Origin of the sequence: Bradyrhizobium sp. F1.4.3 (assembly GCF_040548375.1) — a bacterium.
GTDB lineage: Bacteria > Pseudomonadota > Alphaproteobacteria > Rhizobiales > Xanthobacteraceae > Bradyrhizobium.
Window position 1 is genome coordinate 171,483 of the sequence record NZ_JBEPRN010000008.1, and the last position, 13,626, is coordinate 185,108.

The 13,626-nt window shown below is 64.3% G+C and carries 16 protein-coding genes; 12 read left to right on the top strand and 4 right to left on the bottom strand.

Going from position 1 to position 13,626, the window contains the following annotated elements:
• The first annotated feature begins 64 nt into the window (after window positions 1-64).
• From ABIB73_RS21895 to ABIB73_RS21905, 3 genes are all read left to right on the top strand, one after another.
• Window positions 65-562: a MarR family winged helix-turn-helix transcriptional regulator gene (locus ABIB73_RS21895; protein ID WP_354227226.1), complete on the top strand. Its 498-nt coding sequence runs from the start codon at window positions 65-67 to the stop codon at window positions 560-562.
• A gap of 99 nt (window positions 563-661) precedes the next feature.
• Window positions 662-2,032: a glutamate--cysteine ligase gene (locus tag ABIB73_RS21900; protein ID WP_354227228.1), complete on the top strand. Its 1,371-nt coding sequence runs from the start codon at window positions 662-664 to the stop codon at window positions 2,030-2,032.
• Window positions 2,033-2,145: 113 nt separating this feature from the next.
• Window positions 2,146-2,724: a PAN domain-containing protein gene (locus ABIB73_RS21905; protein WP_354227230.1), complete on the top strand. Its 579-nt coding sequence runs from the start codon at window positions 2,146-2,148 to the stop codon at window positions 2,722-2,724.
• Between the two features lie 108 nt (window positions 2,725-2,832).
• On the opposite strand, the gene ABIB73_RS21910 is transcribed toward ABIB73_RS21905, so the two are convergent.
• Genes ABIB73_RS21910 through tldD form a run of 3 tightly spaced genes read right to left on the bottom strand, consistent with a single transcriptional unit; the run spans window position 2,833 to window position 5,382 of the window.
• Entirely contained in the window at window positions 2,833-3,171 is a 339-nt protein-coding gene (locus tag ABIB73_RS21910) for an MmcQ/YjbR family DNA-binding protein (protein WP_354227232.1), read from the bottom strand.
• Window positions 3,172-3,181: 10 nt separating this feature from the next.
• Window positions 3,182-3,958: a signal peptidase I gene (gene lepB, locus ABIB73_RS21915; RefSeq protein ID WP_354227234.1), complete on the bottom strand. Its 777-nt coding sequence runs from the start codon at window positions 3,956-3,958 to the stop codon at window positions 3,182-3,184.
• Window positions 3,955-5,382 carry a metalloprotease TldD gene (gene tldD / locus ABIB73_RS21920; RefSeq protein WP_354227235.1) on the bottom strand — a complete coding sequence of 476 codons (1,428 nt, stop codon included), beginning with the start codon at window positions 5,380-5,382 and terminating at the stop codon, window positions 3,955-3,957. The genes lepB and tldD overlap by 4 nt, the downstream gene beginning before the upstream one ends.
• An 89-nt stretch (window positions 5,383-5,471) precedes the next feature.
• Between tldD and ABIB73_RS21925 the strand changes: the two genes are divergently transcribed.
• Window positions 5,472-5,960 (top strand): GNAT family N-acetyltransferase, encoded by a 489-nt coding sequence (locus tag ABIB73_RS21925; RefSeq protein ID WP_354227237.1) that lies wholly within the window; start codon window positions 5,472-5,474, stop codon window positions 5,958-5,960.
• Window positions 5,961-5,974: 14 nt separating this feature from the next.
• On the opposite strand, the gene ABIB73_RS21930 is transcribed toward ABIB73_RS21925, so the two are convergent.
• Window positions 5,975-6,523 carry an invasion associated locus B family protein gene (locus ABIB73_RS21930; RefSeq protein WP_354227239.1) on the bottom strand — a complete coding sequence of 183 codons (549 nt, stop codon included), beginning with the start codon at window positions 6,521-6,523 and terminating at the stop codon, window positions 5,975-5,977.
• A gap of 437 nt (window positions 6,524-6,960) precedes the next feature.
• On the opposite strand from ABIB73_RS21930, the gene coxB reads away from it, so the two are divergent.
• The 8 genes from coxB (at window position 6,961) to ABIB73_RS21970 (ending at window position 13,543) form a co-directional block, all read left to right on the top strand.
• The gene (gene coxB, locus ABIB73_RS21935) at window positions 6,961-7,815 is read left to right on the top strand and encodes a cytochrome c oxidase subunit II (RefSeq protein ID WP_354227241.1); all 855 of its coding nucleotides are present in this window, start codon (window positions 6,961-6,963) and stop codon (window positions 7,813-7,815) included.
• 88 nt (window positions 7,816-7,903) lie between these two features.
• Window positions 7,904-9,529 carry a cytochrome c oxidase subunit I gene (gene ctaD, locus ABIB73_RS21940; protein WP_354227243.1) on the top strand — a complete coding sequence of 542 codons (1,626 nt, stop codon included), beginning with the start codon at window positions 7,904-7,906 and terminating at the stop codon, window positions 9,527-9,529.
• Between the two features lie 61 nt (window positions 9,530-9,590).
• Window positions 9,591-10,535 (top strand): heme o synthase, encoded by a 945-nt coding sequence (locus tag ABIB73_RS21945; protein WP_354227245.1) that lies wholly within the window; start codon window positions 9,591-9,593, stop codon window positions 10,533-10,535.
• 7 nt (window positions 10,536-10,542) lie between these two features.
• The gene (locus ABIB73_RS21950) at window positions 10,543-10,707 is read left to right on the top strand and encodes a cytochrome c oxidase system small membrane protein (RefSeq protein WP_354227247.1); all 165 of its coding nucleotides are present in this window, start codon (window positions 10,543-10,545) and stop codon (window positions 10,705-10,707) included.
• A 5-nt stretch (window positions 10,708-10,712) separates the two neighbouring features.
• Window positions 10,713-11,348 (top strand): cytochrome c oxidase assembly protein, encoded by a 636-nt coding sequence (locus tag ABIB73_RS21955; protein ID WP_354227249.1) that lies wholly within the window; start codon window positions 10,713-10,715, stop codon window positions 11,346-11,348.
• A 77-nt stretch (window positions 11,349-11,425) separates the two neighbouring features.
• On the top strand, window positions 11,426-12,283 hold the full coding sequence (locus ABIB73_RS21960) for a cytochrome c oxidase subunit 3 (protein ID WP_354227251.1): 858 nt from the start codon (window positions 11,426-11,428) through the stop codon (window positions 12,281-12,283).
• Between the two features lie 97 nt (window positions 12,284-12,380).
• Window positions 12,381-12,782 (top strand): DUF983 domain-containing protein, encoded by a 402-nt coding sequence (locus tag ABIB73_RS21965; RefSeq protein WP_354227253.1) that lies wholly within the window; start codon window positions 12,381-12,383, stop codon window positions 12,780-12,782.
• On the top strand, window positions 12,779-13,543 hold the full coding sequence (locus ABIB73_RS21970) for an SURF1 family protein (protein ID WP_354227255.1): 765 nt from the start codon (window positions 12,779-12,781) through the stop codon (window positions 13,541-13,543). Before ABIB73_RS21965 ends, ABIB73_RS21970 begins: the two co-directional genes overlap by 4 nt.
• Window positions 13,544-13,626 lie beyond the last annotated feature (83 nt).

Here is a 13,626-nt window from a genome sequence, read left to right on the forward strand (position 1 = left end):
ATAGCAAGATTGATGCAGGTGCATCGAATGGGGTAAGAAGCAGGCGACGAGTTTGAGCGGGACCATGAAACGCAAACCATCGACCGAGGCAACTGCCGCCTGGATCCGCCTGATGCGGGTGCAGAGCCGTGTGCTCGATTGCGTCGAGCAGGACTTGAAGAAGGCGGGCTTCCCGCCGCTGGCCTGGTACGACGCGCTGCTCGAATTGTCGCGCGCGCCCTCGGGCGAGCTGCGGCCGGTCGAACTCGAACGGCAGATGCTGATCCCGCAATACTCCACCTCGCGGCTGATCGACCGTCTGGTCGACGAGGGGCTCGCCTCCCGGCGCGAATGCAAGATCGACAAGCGCGGCCAGTTCGTCGAGATCACGGAGGCTGGCCGTGAGTTGCAGAAGCGGATGTGGGGCGCCTATTCGGCCGCGATCGAGAAATATGTCGGCTCGAAGCTGTCCGATGCCGATGCCGTCAAGCTCAGTGATCTGCTCGACCGGCTGGGCTGCTCGTGCGGCGAGATGAAACTGCCGCCCGTCGTCAACGTCAACGAAAGCTCGCCGTCGCGATGATCGCGCGGCAAACCAGCACGTCCGCGCGCCCGGTGGGTTCGCGGACCATCCCCGTCACCCGCGCGCATTCGGTCGAAGCGCTTTTGATTAGAGTTTGATATGGCGCGAGACCAGATCGATATGACGCCGCTCCAATCACGCGACGAGCTCGTTGCGTGGTTCGAGGAAGGCTGCAAGCACCCGTCCGAATTCCGCATGGGCACCGAGCACGAGAAGACGCCGTTCACGCTCGATGGCCACTGTCCCGTGCCTTACGAGGGCGCGCGCGGCATCGGCGCGCTGCTCGAAGGCATGAAGCTCCTGCTCGGCTGGGAGCCGATCATGGAGAAGGGCAACATCATCGGGCTCTACGACGTCACCGGCGGCGGCGCGATCTCGCTCGAGCCCGGCGGGCAGTTCGAACTTTCAGGCGCCCCGGTCGAGAACGTGCATCAGACCCAGAGCGAGTTGATGGCGCATCTTGCGCAGGTGCGCGAGATCGCGACGCCGCTCGGCATCGGATTCCTTGGGCTCGGCATGACGCCGTCCTGGTCGCGCGCCGACATCCCGGTGATGCCCAAGGGCCGCTACAAGATCATGACCAATTACATGCCGAAGGTCGGCCAATACGGCCTCGATATGATGTACCGGACCTGCACGGTGCAGACCAATCTCGACTTCTCGTCCGAAGCCGACATGGTCAAGAAGCTGCGCGTCTCGCTCGCGCTTCAGCCGGTCGCAACCGCTTTGTTCGCCAATTCACCGTTCACCGAAGGCCAGCCGAACGGCTTCCTCTCGTTCCGCTCCGAGATCTGGCGCGACACCGATAATGCGCGTTCGGGCATGATGCCGTGGGCGTTCGAGGACGGCATGGGCTTCGAGCGTTATGTCGACTACGCGCTCGACGTGCCCATGTATTTCGTCAAGCGCGGCGAAGAATACATCGACGTGTCGGGCTCCTCGTTCCGCGCCTTCTTCGACGGCCGCAACAACAACCTTCCCGGGGAGCGTCCGACGCTGTCGGACTGGGCCAACCATCTCTCGACGATCTTCCCGGAGGTGCGGCTCAAGCGTTATCTCGAGATGCGCGGCTCCGACGGCGGCCCGTGGGGCCGGCTGCCGGCGCTGCCGGCGTTCTGGGTCGGATTGCTCTACGACGATGTGTCGCTCGATGCCGCCTGGGACATGGTGAAGCACTGGACCGCGCCCGAGCGCCAAGCCCTGCGCGACGACGTGCCGCGCTTCGGCTTCAAGGCGCGGATCAAGGACCGTTATCTCTTCGAGATCGCCAAGGAATGCCTCGTTCTGGCACATGCGGGCCTGCGTCGTCGCGGCCGCATCGACGGGCTTGGCCGCGACGAAACGCGGCATCTGGAGCCGCTCGATCGCATCGTCGATTCCGGCCGGACGCCGGCCGAGGAGATGCTCGAGAAGTTCAACGGCCCCTGGAAGGGCTCGGTGGAACCAGCCTACGCGGAATACGCTTTCTAGTTCGATAGACCAACGACCAGGATTCAGGCCGTTCATCGCCCATACAGGTTTGCGGCGATCAAATGACAGGCTGAAAAAACCTGAACGCCGTCAATAACTCGAAAGCTGTTCCGATGGGGAAGGGCCGCCTGCCTGGGGCTGTCATGGCAAAGGTCTTGGCAAGCATCGCGGCATGCGCCACGCTGCTTTCGCTCGTGTTTGCGAGCGGACCTGCACGCGCCCAGACGGCGTTCGACCGGCCCGGCGGCGACTATTTCAACACGCCGGTTACATCAGGTGATCCCGAGGATTGTGCGCTGCTGTGCGAGCGCGATCGGCGTTGCCGCTCCTGGAGCTTCAGCTATCCCGACATCGACGGCGCCTCGGCGGTGTGCTGGCTCAAGAGCACCGTGCCGCCGCGGCTGCCGGGCAATTGCTGTATCTCCGGCGTACGCGGCGCCGGCGTGATCGAGCCGCGCGTCGAGGGCGTTGAGACCTCGATCGACCGCCCCGGCGGCGATTTGCGCAATTTCGAGCCCAAGGAGGGCGAGGGCGAGGACGCCTGCAAGGCCGCCTGCACCGCCGACAGTAAATGCCGCGCCTTCACCTACGCCCGTCCCGGCTATACCGGGCGCGAAGCGCGCTGCTTCCTGAAAAAGGAAATCAAGCCGCCGCGTAGGAAGGCGGGATTCACATCGGGCGTGGTGCGATAACGTTCGGAGGCCGGTGGTGGGCAAAGGCGCGAAGCGCCGTGCCCACCATTGATCCGCAATCGCGTTCGGTTGTGGTGGGCACGTTTCGCTTTGCCACCCTACGGGATCTCACACCACGTCATACTTTGCCCCCGCCGCCTTCGAAGCGAGCACGCGCCACCGCCGCCGCAAAAACGGTTCGACGATCGCGCGCCTGGCCTTGGACAGGCGGATCAGCACGATCGGATAGTCCGCGTAGTGATCGGTGAAGTAGAAAATCTTCGGCTGACTCTCGACCAGCAGCGTGCGCTCGTCGACCGGCACATCTGGCATCACCAAGCTGTCGCCGTCCTCCTTCAGACGCGCCAGCATCTTCTTGCGAACTTTCAGCGCCGGCGTGCCGTAGGAGGTGCCGTCCTCGACCTCCGGCCACGTCAGCGCAAATTTTCTGACGTCGTCGAAGGTCATGGGATTCGACTCAATGCACGGCGGTGAAGAACCGTGCGAGCCGGAAGCCGGAGAGCCAGGTCCAAACCGGCTGGCCGCGCATGCCGAGATCCCAGGAGCCGAGCACGGCGTCGGCACGGCCGACGAGATTGTCGACCGGCAAAAGGCCGACTCCACCGGAGCGCAGCGGCACGCGGCTGTCGGCAGAATTGTCCCTGTTATCGCCGAGCACGAAGAGGTGGCCGGCTGGAACCGTTACCTCCGGCGTGTTGTCGAGCGGGCCGTTGTCACGCATCTTGAAGATCAGATGGGACACACCATTCGGCAGCGTCTCGATATAGCGATAGGCGGGCTCGCTGCCACCATTGTCGTCCTCGGCCGCACCGACGCCATCCGGCTTCAATTCGGCGGGACGATCGTTGATGAAGAGCTGGCCCTGCCGCATCTGGATGCGGTCGCCGGGCAGTCCCACCACGCGCTTGACCCAGGCCTGCGAGCGATCGCCGGGCCAGCGGAACACGACAACGTCGCCTTGCTTCGGCGTCTCCGCGAACACGCGGCCGGTTTCCGGCAGGTTGATCTGGATCGGCAGCGACGAGGTGCCGTAGCCATAGGGGAATTTCGAGGCGAGCAGCGCGTCGCCGATCAGGAGCGTCGGCTCCATCGAACCCGACGGCACGTAAAACGGCTCGGCCAGCGCGCCCTTGGCGATGAACACGGCGGCGACGATGCCGGCGAGTTGCACCAGCTGGCCGGCCCAGCCGCTGCTCTTCCGCTTCGTCGTGACAGTCACTTTTTCAACGCTCATGCACCCGTTCCACCCACCGTAATGCGCTCCATCAATAGCGACGGCTGGCCGACGCCAACCGGGACGCCCTGGCCGTTCTTGCCGCAGGTGCCGATGCCGGTATCGAGCGCGAGGTCGTTGCCGATCATGCGGATGCGATGCAGATCGGTTGGCCCGTTGCCGATCAGCATGGCGCCTTTCAGCGGGGCGCCGAGCTTGCCGTTCTCGATCTTGTAGGCCTCGGTGCACTGGAACACGTATTTGCCCGAGGTGATGTCGACCTGACCGCCGCCGAAATTCGCGGCGAACACGCCGTTCTTCACCGAGGCGAGGATCTCGGCCGGATCGCGGTCGCCCGCGAGCATGTAAGTGTTGGTCATGCGCGGCATCGGCACATGGGCATAGCCCTGGCGGCGGCCATTGCCGGTCGGCTTCATGTTCATCAACCGCGCGTTCTGGCGGTCCTGCATGTAGCCGACCAGGATGCCGTCCTCGATCAGCACGGTGCGGTTGGTCGGCGTGCCCTCGTCGTCGATCGAGAGCGAGCCGCGGCGCGAGGCAATGGTGCCGTCGTCGACCACGGTGACGCCCTTGGCCGCGACCTGCTGGCCCATCAGGCCGGCAAACGCAGACGTCTTCTTGCGATTGAAGTCGCCTTCGAGGCCGTGTCCGACCGCCTCATGCAGCATCACGCCGGGCCAGCCGGCCCCTAACACGACGTCCATCTCGCCGGCGGGGGCGGGAATCGATTCCAGATTGACCAAGGCCTCGCGCAGCGCGCCGTCGGCGGCGTCGCGCCAGTTCTTGCTCTCGATGAATTCGGCATAGCCGGCGCGTCCGCCATAGCCCTTGCTGCCGCTCTCCTGGCGATCGCCCTGGCCGGCGACGACGGAGACGTTCACGCGCACCAGCGGGCGGATGTCGCGATAGCTTTCACCGTCGGGCCGCAGGATCTCGACGACCTGCCAGGTCGCGCCCAGGCTGACGCTGACCTGGCGCACCCGCGGATCCTTGTCGCGCAGATAGGCGTCGATTTCGGCGAGCAGCTTGACCTTGGTCTCGAAGCCCGGCGCATCAAGCGGATTGTCGTCGCCATAGAGCCGCACATTGGTGTGCGGGGGCGGGGCGGCAAAGCTGCCGGAATAGCCGCCACGGACAGCTGCGACCGCGTCGGCAGCGCGAATCAGCGCCGGCAGCGACATGTCGGAGGAATGTGCGTAGCCGACCGCGTCGTCCTTGACGGCGCGCAGACCAAAACCCTGCGAGGTGTCGTAGGTCGCCTGCTTCAGCCGCCCATTGTCGAACATCAGCGCTTCGGTCTGGCTGTATTCCAGGAACAATTCGCCATCGTCGGCGCCGGCAAGCCCGCGCGCGACCTCGTGGCGAACCTGGTCGCGGTCGAGATTGGCACGGTCGAGCAGGGAGGTTGTGGCAGGGTCGGTCATCGATCACCCATTGTCGGAGAGATGTCTGGCAAGATAATGGCTTCCCGGCCGTTCGGCGAGAGGGCGGACCGTCACATTACCGAATCGACATGATTGAAATCATTGCCATATCGGAAACGCACATCGAAAGCTTCCACCGCGCGCTCGATACCGTTGCCAGGGAGCGGCGCTACCTGGCCTTTCTCGAGGCGCCTCCGCTGGAGGCTGCGCGCGTCTTCGTCCTCGACATGATCGCGCGGGGGCATCCACAATTCGTCGCCCTTTCTGGCGGTGAAGTTGTTGGCTGGTGCGACGTCAGGCGACATCCGCGTCCGATCTATGCCCATGCCGGCATCCTCGGTATGGGCCTTTTGCCACCTTTTCGCGGCCAGGGCATCGGGACACGGTTGATCAGGACTGCGCTCGCCGCCGCGCAGGCTACCGGCATCACGCGTGTTGAGCTCACGGTGCGCGAGACCAACAGGAACGCAATTGCTCTCTATGAGAGAGTCGGCTTTGCCGTGGAGGGCTTGTCGCGCAACGCGGTCAAGGTCGATTGTGTGTATGAAAACGTGATCCAGATGGCGGTGCTGTTCTAGCGGGCCCCGCCACCCTACGGCAGCTTGTCATATCCCTCGCCCAGCCCGTTCAGGCTGAGCGGAAAGCCGATGCCTTCTTCCGGCGTCTCGAAGATGATGAAGGTCGCGGTCTTGGCGTTGCGGAGCTGGCCGAGCAGCTTGTCGTCCATGACGACCTCGGCGACGCAGCCATTGGGCAGGCAGCGGACGAAGCCGGCGCGGCCGACGTCCTGATTGTCGAGCTTCAGCCCGAGGCCGGAGGGCAGCAGCACGCCAAGGGGGGCGACTACGCGCATCAAGCGGCTCTTCTGGTCGGCGGTCTTCAGCACGATCACGGTGAGACCGGCATTGGAGCGGTCCTCGGCCACCACGCTCTGGATCAGGGCGCATTGCTCGGCCTGGGCGCCGGGCGGGGTGTCGCAGCGGATCTGCCAGTCGCCATGGACGGAGCGCACCGCGCCCTGCGCATGGGCGAGGCTCGGCAGGACAAGGACTGGCAAGGCAAGGAGAAGGGCGGCGGTCAGGAGGCCGATCAGCGTCTTGAGGCTGTTAGCCGGCCTTGCCATGCATCTCGAATGCCCCATCGGGGTCGGTCCCTCTGCTCGCTTGGGTCGCTCGCGCGGGTGGACTGATACGGGAATGACGGCATCATGAAGGCAAATCCCGCGCCGCATCGGCCCGCCATCGCCGGCACGAATCAGGTTCCTGCGCGGCCGTCCGCCTGTGCCTACAGCGGACAATTCAACTGTCAAGCCGCGGCATCCCGGGAAACGGTATTTTTGTCTGATGTTACTGGGAAATATGTTGCGGGTGATGGCAGGTAGACGGAGCCGAAGACTGCATTGCGATAGATCAAGAATTATGGTTTGAGAGGCTTGATTTCGGCGTTCTAGCGATCTGGCCCCAATTCCTCTTAGAGGTATTCTTGAGCGGCGGTTTGTCGGACGGGCGGGTCGAATAAGCATTTCCCGGAAATAGGGGAATGCACCTGGGGTGATTTCGTTAGGGGAGCGCGAACGGCATGAGGATGTCGATGGGTCGGGTGGGCCGGCATTTGCTGGGAATAGGCACCATCGCCTTGGTGGCGGCTGGCATCACGCTGGCGACGGGCGGTGCGGCATTCGCCGAGCTCGGGCAGCCGGAGCCGTGGGAATGGCACCTTCAGGCCTCCGGGTCTCCGGTGATGGACAATATTGTCTGGTTCCACGACTTCTTGTCCGTGCTCATCATCGTGATCACGCTGTTCGTGCTGGCGCTGCTCGTGGTCGTGGTCGTGAAGTTCAACTCGAAGGCCAATCCGGTGCCGTCGCGGACCACCCACAACACGCTGATCGAGGTGGCGTGGACCCTGGTTCCGGTGCTGATCCTGGTCGGCATCGCAGTGCCGTCGTTCCGTCTGCTGTTCCTCGAGCTCGACGTGCCGAAGGCGGATCTGACCATCAAAGCCACCGGCAAGCAGTGGTACTGGTCCTACGCCTATCCGGACAACGGCAAGTTCGAGTTTGATTCGCTGATGGCGGCGGACAAGCAGCCCCGGCTGCTCGGCGTCGACAACGAGATGGTGGTGCCGGTCAACAAGGTGATCCGCGTTCAGGTCACCGGCGCCGACGTCATCCACGCCTTCGCGATGCCGGCTTTTGGCGTCAAGATCGACGCCATCCCGGGGCGGCTGAACGAGACCTGGTTCAAGGCCACCAAGACCGGCATGTTCTACGGCCAGTGCTCGGAATTGTGCGGCAAGGACCACGCCTTCATGCCGATCGCGGTGCGTGTGGTGAGCGACCAGGAGTTCGCCTCCTGGGTCGAAACGGCGAAGAAGAAATATGCGAGCGGCGGCACCAGCACTTTCGCCTCCGCGGCCGGCCCGACGCAGTAGGCGTCGGGTGACGGCTCAAGGGGACTGAAAGCGACATAAAGGGCGGGACCTCCAAAGGTCCGAATGGGACGCAAGGCAGGATTTGACAATGGCAACGAGCGCAGCGGCACACGGCGATCACGCGCAAGACCACGGACATGACGAGCACGCCCATCCGACCGGATGGCGGCGCTACGTCTATTCGACCAATCACAAGGACATCGGCACGATGTACCTGATCTTCGCGGTCATCGCCGGCATCATCGGTGCCGCGATGTCGATCGCGATCCGTGCCGAGTTGATGTATCCGGGCGTGCAGATATTCCACGAGACGCACACTTATAACGTCTTCGTGACCTCCCACGGCCTGATCATGATCTTCTTCATGGTCATGCCGGCGATGATCGGCGGCTTCGGCAACTGGTTCGTTCCGCTGATGATCGGTGCGCCGGACATGGCGTTCCCGCGCATGAACAACATCTCGTTCTGGCTGCTGCCGGCCTCCTTCGCGCTGCTCCTGTTGTCGACCTTCGTCGAGGGCGAGCCGGGCTCCAACGGCGTCGGCGCGGGCTGGACCATGTATGCGCCGCTGTCGACCACGGGCCATCCGGGCCCTGCCGTCGATTTCGCGATCCTCTCGCTGCATCTGGCGGGCGCTTCGTCGATCCTCGGCGCCATCAATTTCATCACCACCATCTTCAACATGCGCGCGCCGGGCATGACCCTGCACAAGATGCCGCTGTTCGTGTGGTCGATCCTGGTGACGGTGTTCCTGCTGCTGCTGTCGCTGCCGGTGCTCGCCGGTGCGATCACCATGCTGCTCACCGACCGCAATTTCGGCACCACCTTCTTCTCGCCCGACGGCGGTGGCGATCCCGTGCTGTTCCAGCACCTGTTCTGGTTCTTCGGCCATCCCGAGGTGTACATCCTGATCCTGCCCGGCTTCGGCATGATCAGCCAGATCGTCTCGACGTTCTCGCGCAAGCCCGTGTTCGGCTATCTCGGCATGGCCTACGCCATGGTCGCGATCGGCGGCATCGGCTTCGTGGTGTGGGCGCACCACATGTACACGGTCGGCATGTCCTCGGCGACGCAGGCCTATTTCGTTGCCGCCACCATGGTGATCGCGGTTCCGACCGGCGTGAAGGTCTTCTCCTGGATCGCCACGATGTGGGGCGGCTCGATCGAATTCCGCGCTCCGATGATCTGGGCGGTGGGCTTCATCTTCCTGTTCACGGTCGGCGGCGTCACCGGCGTCGTGCTGGCGAATGCGGGCGTCGACCGCGTGCTCCAGGAGACCTACTACGTCGTCGCGCACTTCCACTATGTGCTGTCGCTCGGCGCGGTGTTCGCGATCTTCGCCGGCTGGTACTACTGGTTCCCGAAGATGTCGGGCTACATGTACAACGAGACGCTGGCGAAAGCTCATTTCTGGTTCACCTTCGTCGGTGTTAATCTGGTGTTCTTCCCGCAGCACTTCCTCGGCCTGTCGGGCATGCCGCGCCGCTATGTCGACTATCCCGACGCGTTCGCGGGCTGGAATTTGGTCTCGTCGATCGGCTCCTACATCTCCGGCTTCGGTGTGCTGATCTTCCTGTATTGCGTGCTCGACGCCTTCATGAAGAAGGTCCCGGCGGGTGACAATCCCTGGGGTGCTGGCGCCACCACCCTGGAGTGGACGCTGTCCTCGCCGCCGCCCTTCCACCAGTTCGAAGTGCTGCCCCGCGTGCAGTAAGCAATCGTCCGCGGCGCCCGTGACGGGCGCCGCGGCTCTATAACGAAGCGAGCAGGTTTAAGTGTCCGTCCTCGATCAGAACGCCATCGATATCAATCCCCGGATCTCCGAAGCGGAGGTTGGCGATTACATCGCGCTGTTGAAGCCGCGGGTGATGTCGCTCGTGATCTTCACTGCGCTGGTCGGGATGGCGCTGGCGCCGGGGCATTTCCATCTCGTGCTCGCGATCACCTCGCTGCTCTGCATCGCCGTCGGCGCCGGTGCCTCCGGCGCGCTCAACATGGCGCTCGAGGGCGACATCGACGCGAAGATGTCGCGCACCGCGAACCGGCCGATCCCGCGCGGCCGCATCACCCGGCCCGAGGCGATGGCGTTCGGCATGACGCTCGCGTTCTTCTCGGTGATGACGCTCGGCATCCTCGTCAACTGGATCGCGGGCGCGTTGCTCGCCTTCACGATCTTCTTCTACGTCGTGATCTACACGATGGGCCTGAAGCGCCGGACCGCGCAGAACATCGTGATCGGCGGTGCCGCCGGTGCGCTGCCGCCGGTGGTGGCCTGGGCCGCGGTGACCGGCACGGTCGACGTCGAACCGCTGCTGCTATTTGCCATCATCTTCTTCTGGACGCCGCCGCATTTCTGGGCGCTGGCGCTGTTCCGCTCCGACGACTACGCCCGCGCCGGCATTCCGATGCTGCCCAACGTCGCCGGCCCTGACGCGACGCGGCTCCAGATCCTGCTCTACACCATCGTGCTGATCGCCGTGGCCGCAGCCCCCTGGGCGCTCGGCTATTTCGACGCCATTTATGGTGTCACCTCGCTGGTGCTCGGCGCCGGCATGCTGGTGCTTGCAATCAACGTCTATATTCGCCGCGAACGCAGCCAGTCGCTGCGCGCGACGCGAAAGCTGTTTGCGTTCTCCATCCTTTATCTGTTTGCGCTGTTTGCGACCCTGCTCGCCGAGGTCGTGTACCGGGCGCTTGCTCCGATGGTAGGGGGCGCATGAGAACGGGATGGCTGACAAACCCGAGCCAGATGGAATTGTCCTCACCGAGGCGCAGAAGAAGAGCCGTCGTCAGCGCTCGATCGCGATCGCGCTCGCGCTTGGTGTGCTCGTCGTGCTGTTTTTCGCTGTCACCATGGTCAAGGGACCGGCGGTTCTAGTTCGCCCGATATGAGAGAGATGGATCAGAAGCCGACCATATCGCAGGACGTGACCCCGAAGGCGGTGCGCCGCGGTTTGGGCCGTGACGCGCTGGTCGCCTCGATCTGTGGCGCCGTGGTCGCGCTGATGGTCGGCGCATCCTATGCGGCCGTGCCGTTCTACAATTGGTTCTGCCGCGCGACCGGCTTCAACGGCACGACCCAGGTCGCGACCTCGGCGCCTGCGACCGGCCCGATCGCACGAAAGATCGCGGTGCGCTTCGATTCCAACGTCGCGCCCGGGCTACCCTGGAAATTCGAGCCGGAGCAGAGCGAGGTCGAGGTCAATATCGGCCAGGTCACCACCATCTATTACACCGTGACCAACCAGGCCGCGCGCACCACCTCCGGCCAGGCCGCCTACAACGTCACGCCGCTCACGGTCGGGTCCTATTTCCAGAAGATCAACTGCTTCTGCTTCACCGAGCAGACCATGGCGCCCGGCGAGAAGCGGGAGATGCCGGTGGTGTTCTATGTCGATCCGTCGATCGTCGACGACCACGACAATGACGGGCTCGGCACGATCACGCTGTCCTACACGTTCTATCCGGTGCGCGATCCGGTGGCGAAGCCGCTCGCAGCCAGCGAGGACGACAAACGCAAGGGAAATCTCTGACCGCCGGGTTGACGCTGCCGGGGTTGGACTAAGGGGATAAGTGCCGGACAGGCACGGGATTGAGGAGAGAGACCGAAATGGCCACCGCGCAAGGCAAGCATCACGACTATCATCTGGTCGATCCCTCTCCGTGGCCGGTGGTCGGCTCCGTCTCGGCCTTCGTCATGGCTGTCGGCGCGATCACCTGGATGCACCATATGCTGTCGGCCGCGCCGATCATCTTCGGCATCGGCACCGTCGGTGTGCTCTACACCATGGCGAGCTGGTGGGGTGACGTGATCAAGGAAGCCCAGTACAAGGGCGACCACACCCGGGTCGTACAGATCAGCCACCGCTATGGCATGATCCTGTTCATCGCCTCCGAGGTGATGTTTTTCGTCGCCTGGTTCTGGGCCTATTTCAACGCGGCGCTGTTCCCCGCCGATCCCGTTCACGCCACCCGCGAAGCGCTATTCGGCGGCGTCTGGCCGCCGCACGGCATCGAGACCTTCGATCCCTGGCACCTGCCGCTGCTGAACACGCTGATCCTGCTCACCTCAGGCACCACGGTCACCTGGGCGCACCACGCGCTGCTCGAGGGCGATCGCAAGGGCCTGAAGTACGGCCTGATCCTCACCATCCTGCTCGGCGCGACCTTCACCTGCGTGCAGGCCTTCGAGTACAGCCATGCGGCGTTCTCCTTCGCCGGCAATGTCTACGGCGCGACCTTCTTCATGGCGACAGGCTTCCACGGCTTCCACGTCCTGGTCGGCACCATCTTCCTGATCGTGTGCCTGGCGCGCGCCTATGCCGGCCACTTCACGCCGACGCAGCATCTCGGCTTCGAATTCGCCGCCTGGTACTGGCACTTCGTCGACGTGGTCTGGCTGTTCCTGTTCCTCTGCATCTATGTCTGGGGACACGGCGCCGAGACCATGGCCCACGGCGCGCACTGAGCCGCGACAGATCGATCAGGAAAGGGCGGCCGCAGGGCCGCCCTTTCGCTTTCCAGCGGCCGAGGCTTCGGCGGAAACTGTGATAGACTCATTTGTCATGAACGAACCGCCCCGCACCTCCGAGCCTGAAACCACCGTCCTGCAAAGCGCGCTGCGGGGGCTCGCCTGCAAATGCCCGCGCTGTGGTGAGGGCAAGCTCTATGCGGGCTTCCTGACGCTCGCGCCCGCCTGCGAGCGCTGCGGTCTGGACTATGCCTTCATCGATGCCGGCGATGGGCCTGCGATCTTCATCATCATGCTGGCCGGCGCGATCGTGGTTGGCTGCGCGCTCGTCGTCGAGGTCAAGTACCAGCCGCCGTATTGGCTGCATGCGGTGCTGTGGCTGCCGCTGATCCTCGTCACCACGCTGCTGCCGCTGCGCGCCATGAAGTCGCTGCTGATCTCGTTGCAATTCCACCACAAGGCGGCGCCGGGCCGGCTGGTCGACCGCGCGAAATGAACGAGACCGCGCGCAAGCCCCGCGTGGCCGGCTTCGCGCTGTTCACGCTGTTCCTGACGGCGGCCTTCGTCGCGCTCGGCCTCTGGCAGTTGCAGCGTCGCCTCGCCAAGCACGAATTGATCGCCGCGCTCACCGAGCGTCTCGCGGAGCCGCCGATCGCGCTGCCGCCACCGGCGCAATGGGCCGGCCTGGACGCCGCACGCGACGAATTCCGCCGCGTCAGCTTCACCGCGACCTACGCAGCCTTGCCGGACGCGATGGTCTATTCGCCCGGCTCCGCCGTGCGCAAGGATGCCTCCGGCCCCGGCACCTGGGCCTTCCTGCCGGCGCGACTATCGAGCGGCGAGATCGTCGTGATCGATGCGGGCTTCGTCGAGAACACGATGCAGGATCGCAGCGTCGAGGATCGCGCGGTGAAGAAGCTCGTGACCGGCGCGCCTGTCACGCTCACCGGCTATCTTCGTTTTCCAGAAGCGCCAGGCTGGCTCACGCCGGCCGAGAACCGCGACAAGCGGCTGTGGTTCGTGCGCGATCATTTGGCGATCGCAGGCGCGCTCGGCTGGGGTGCGGCCGCGCCGTTCTACATCGATCTGGAGCAGCCGGCGCCCGAGAACGGCATCCCGCGTCCGGGTCCGCTCGACGTGAACCTGAAGGACGACCATCTGCAATACGCCATCACCTGGTTCACGCTCGCAGGCGCTCTCCTGATTGCCTTCGCTGTCTGGGTGAGGGGACGGCGGCAGAGCGGCGTGCGCCCGTAAGTTCCCGGAGGGAACCCGGTATCGTCCGGGCTTTATTGTTCAGCGCATATTCACGAGTGTGATCCTAAGCCGCTTCTGAATTT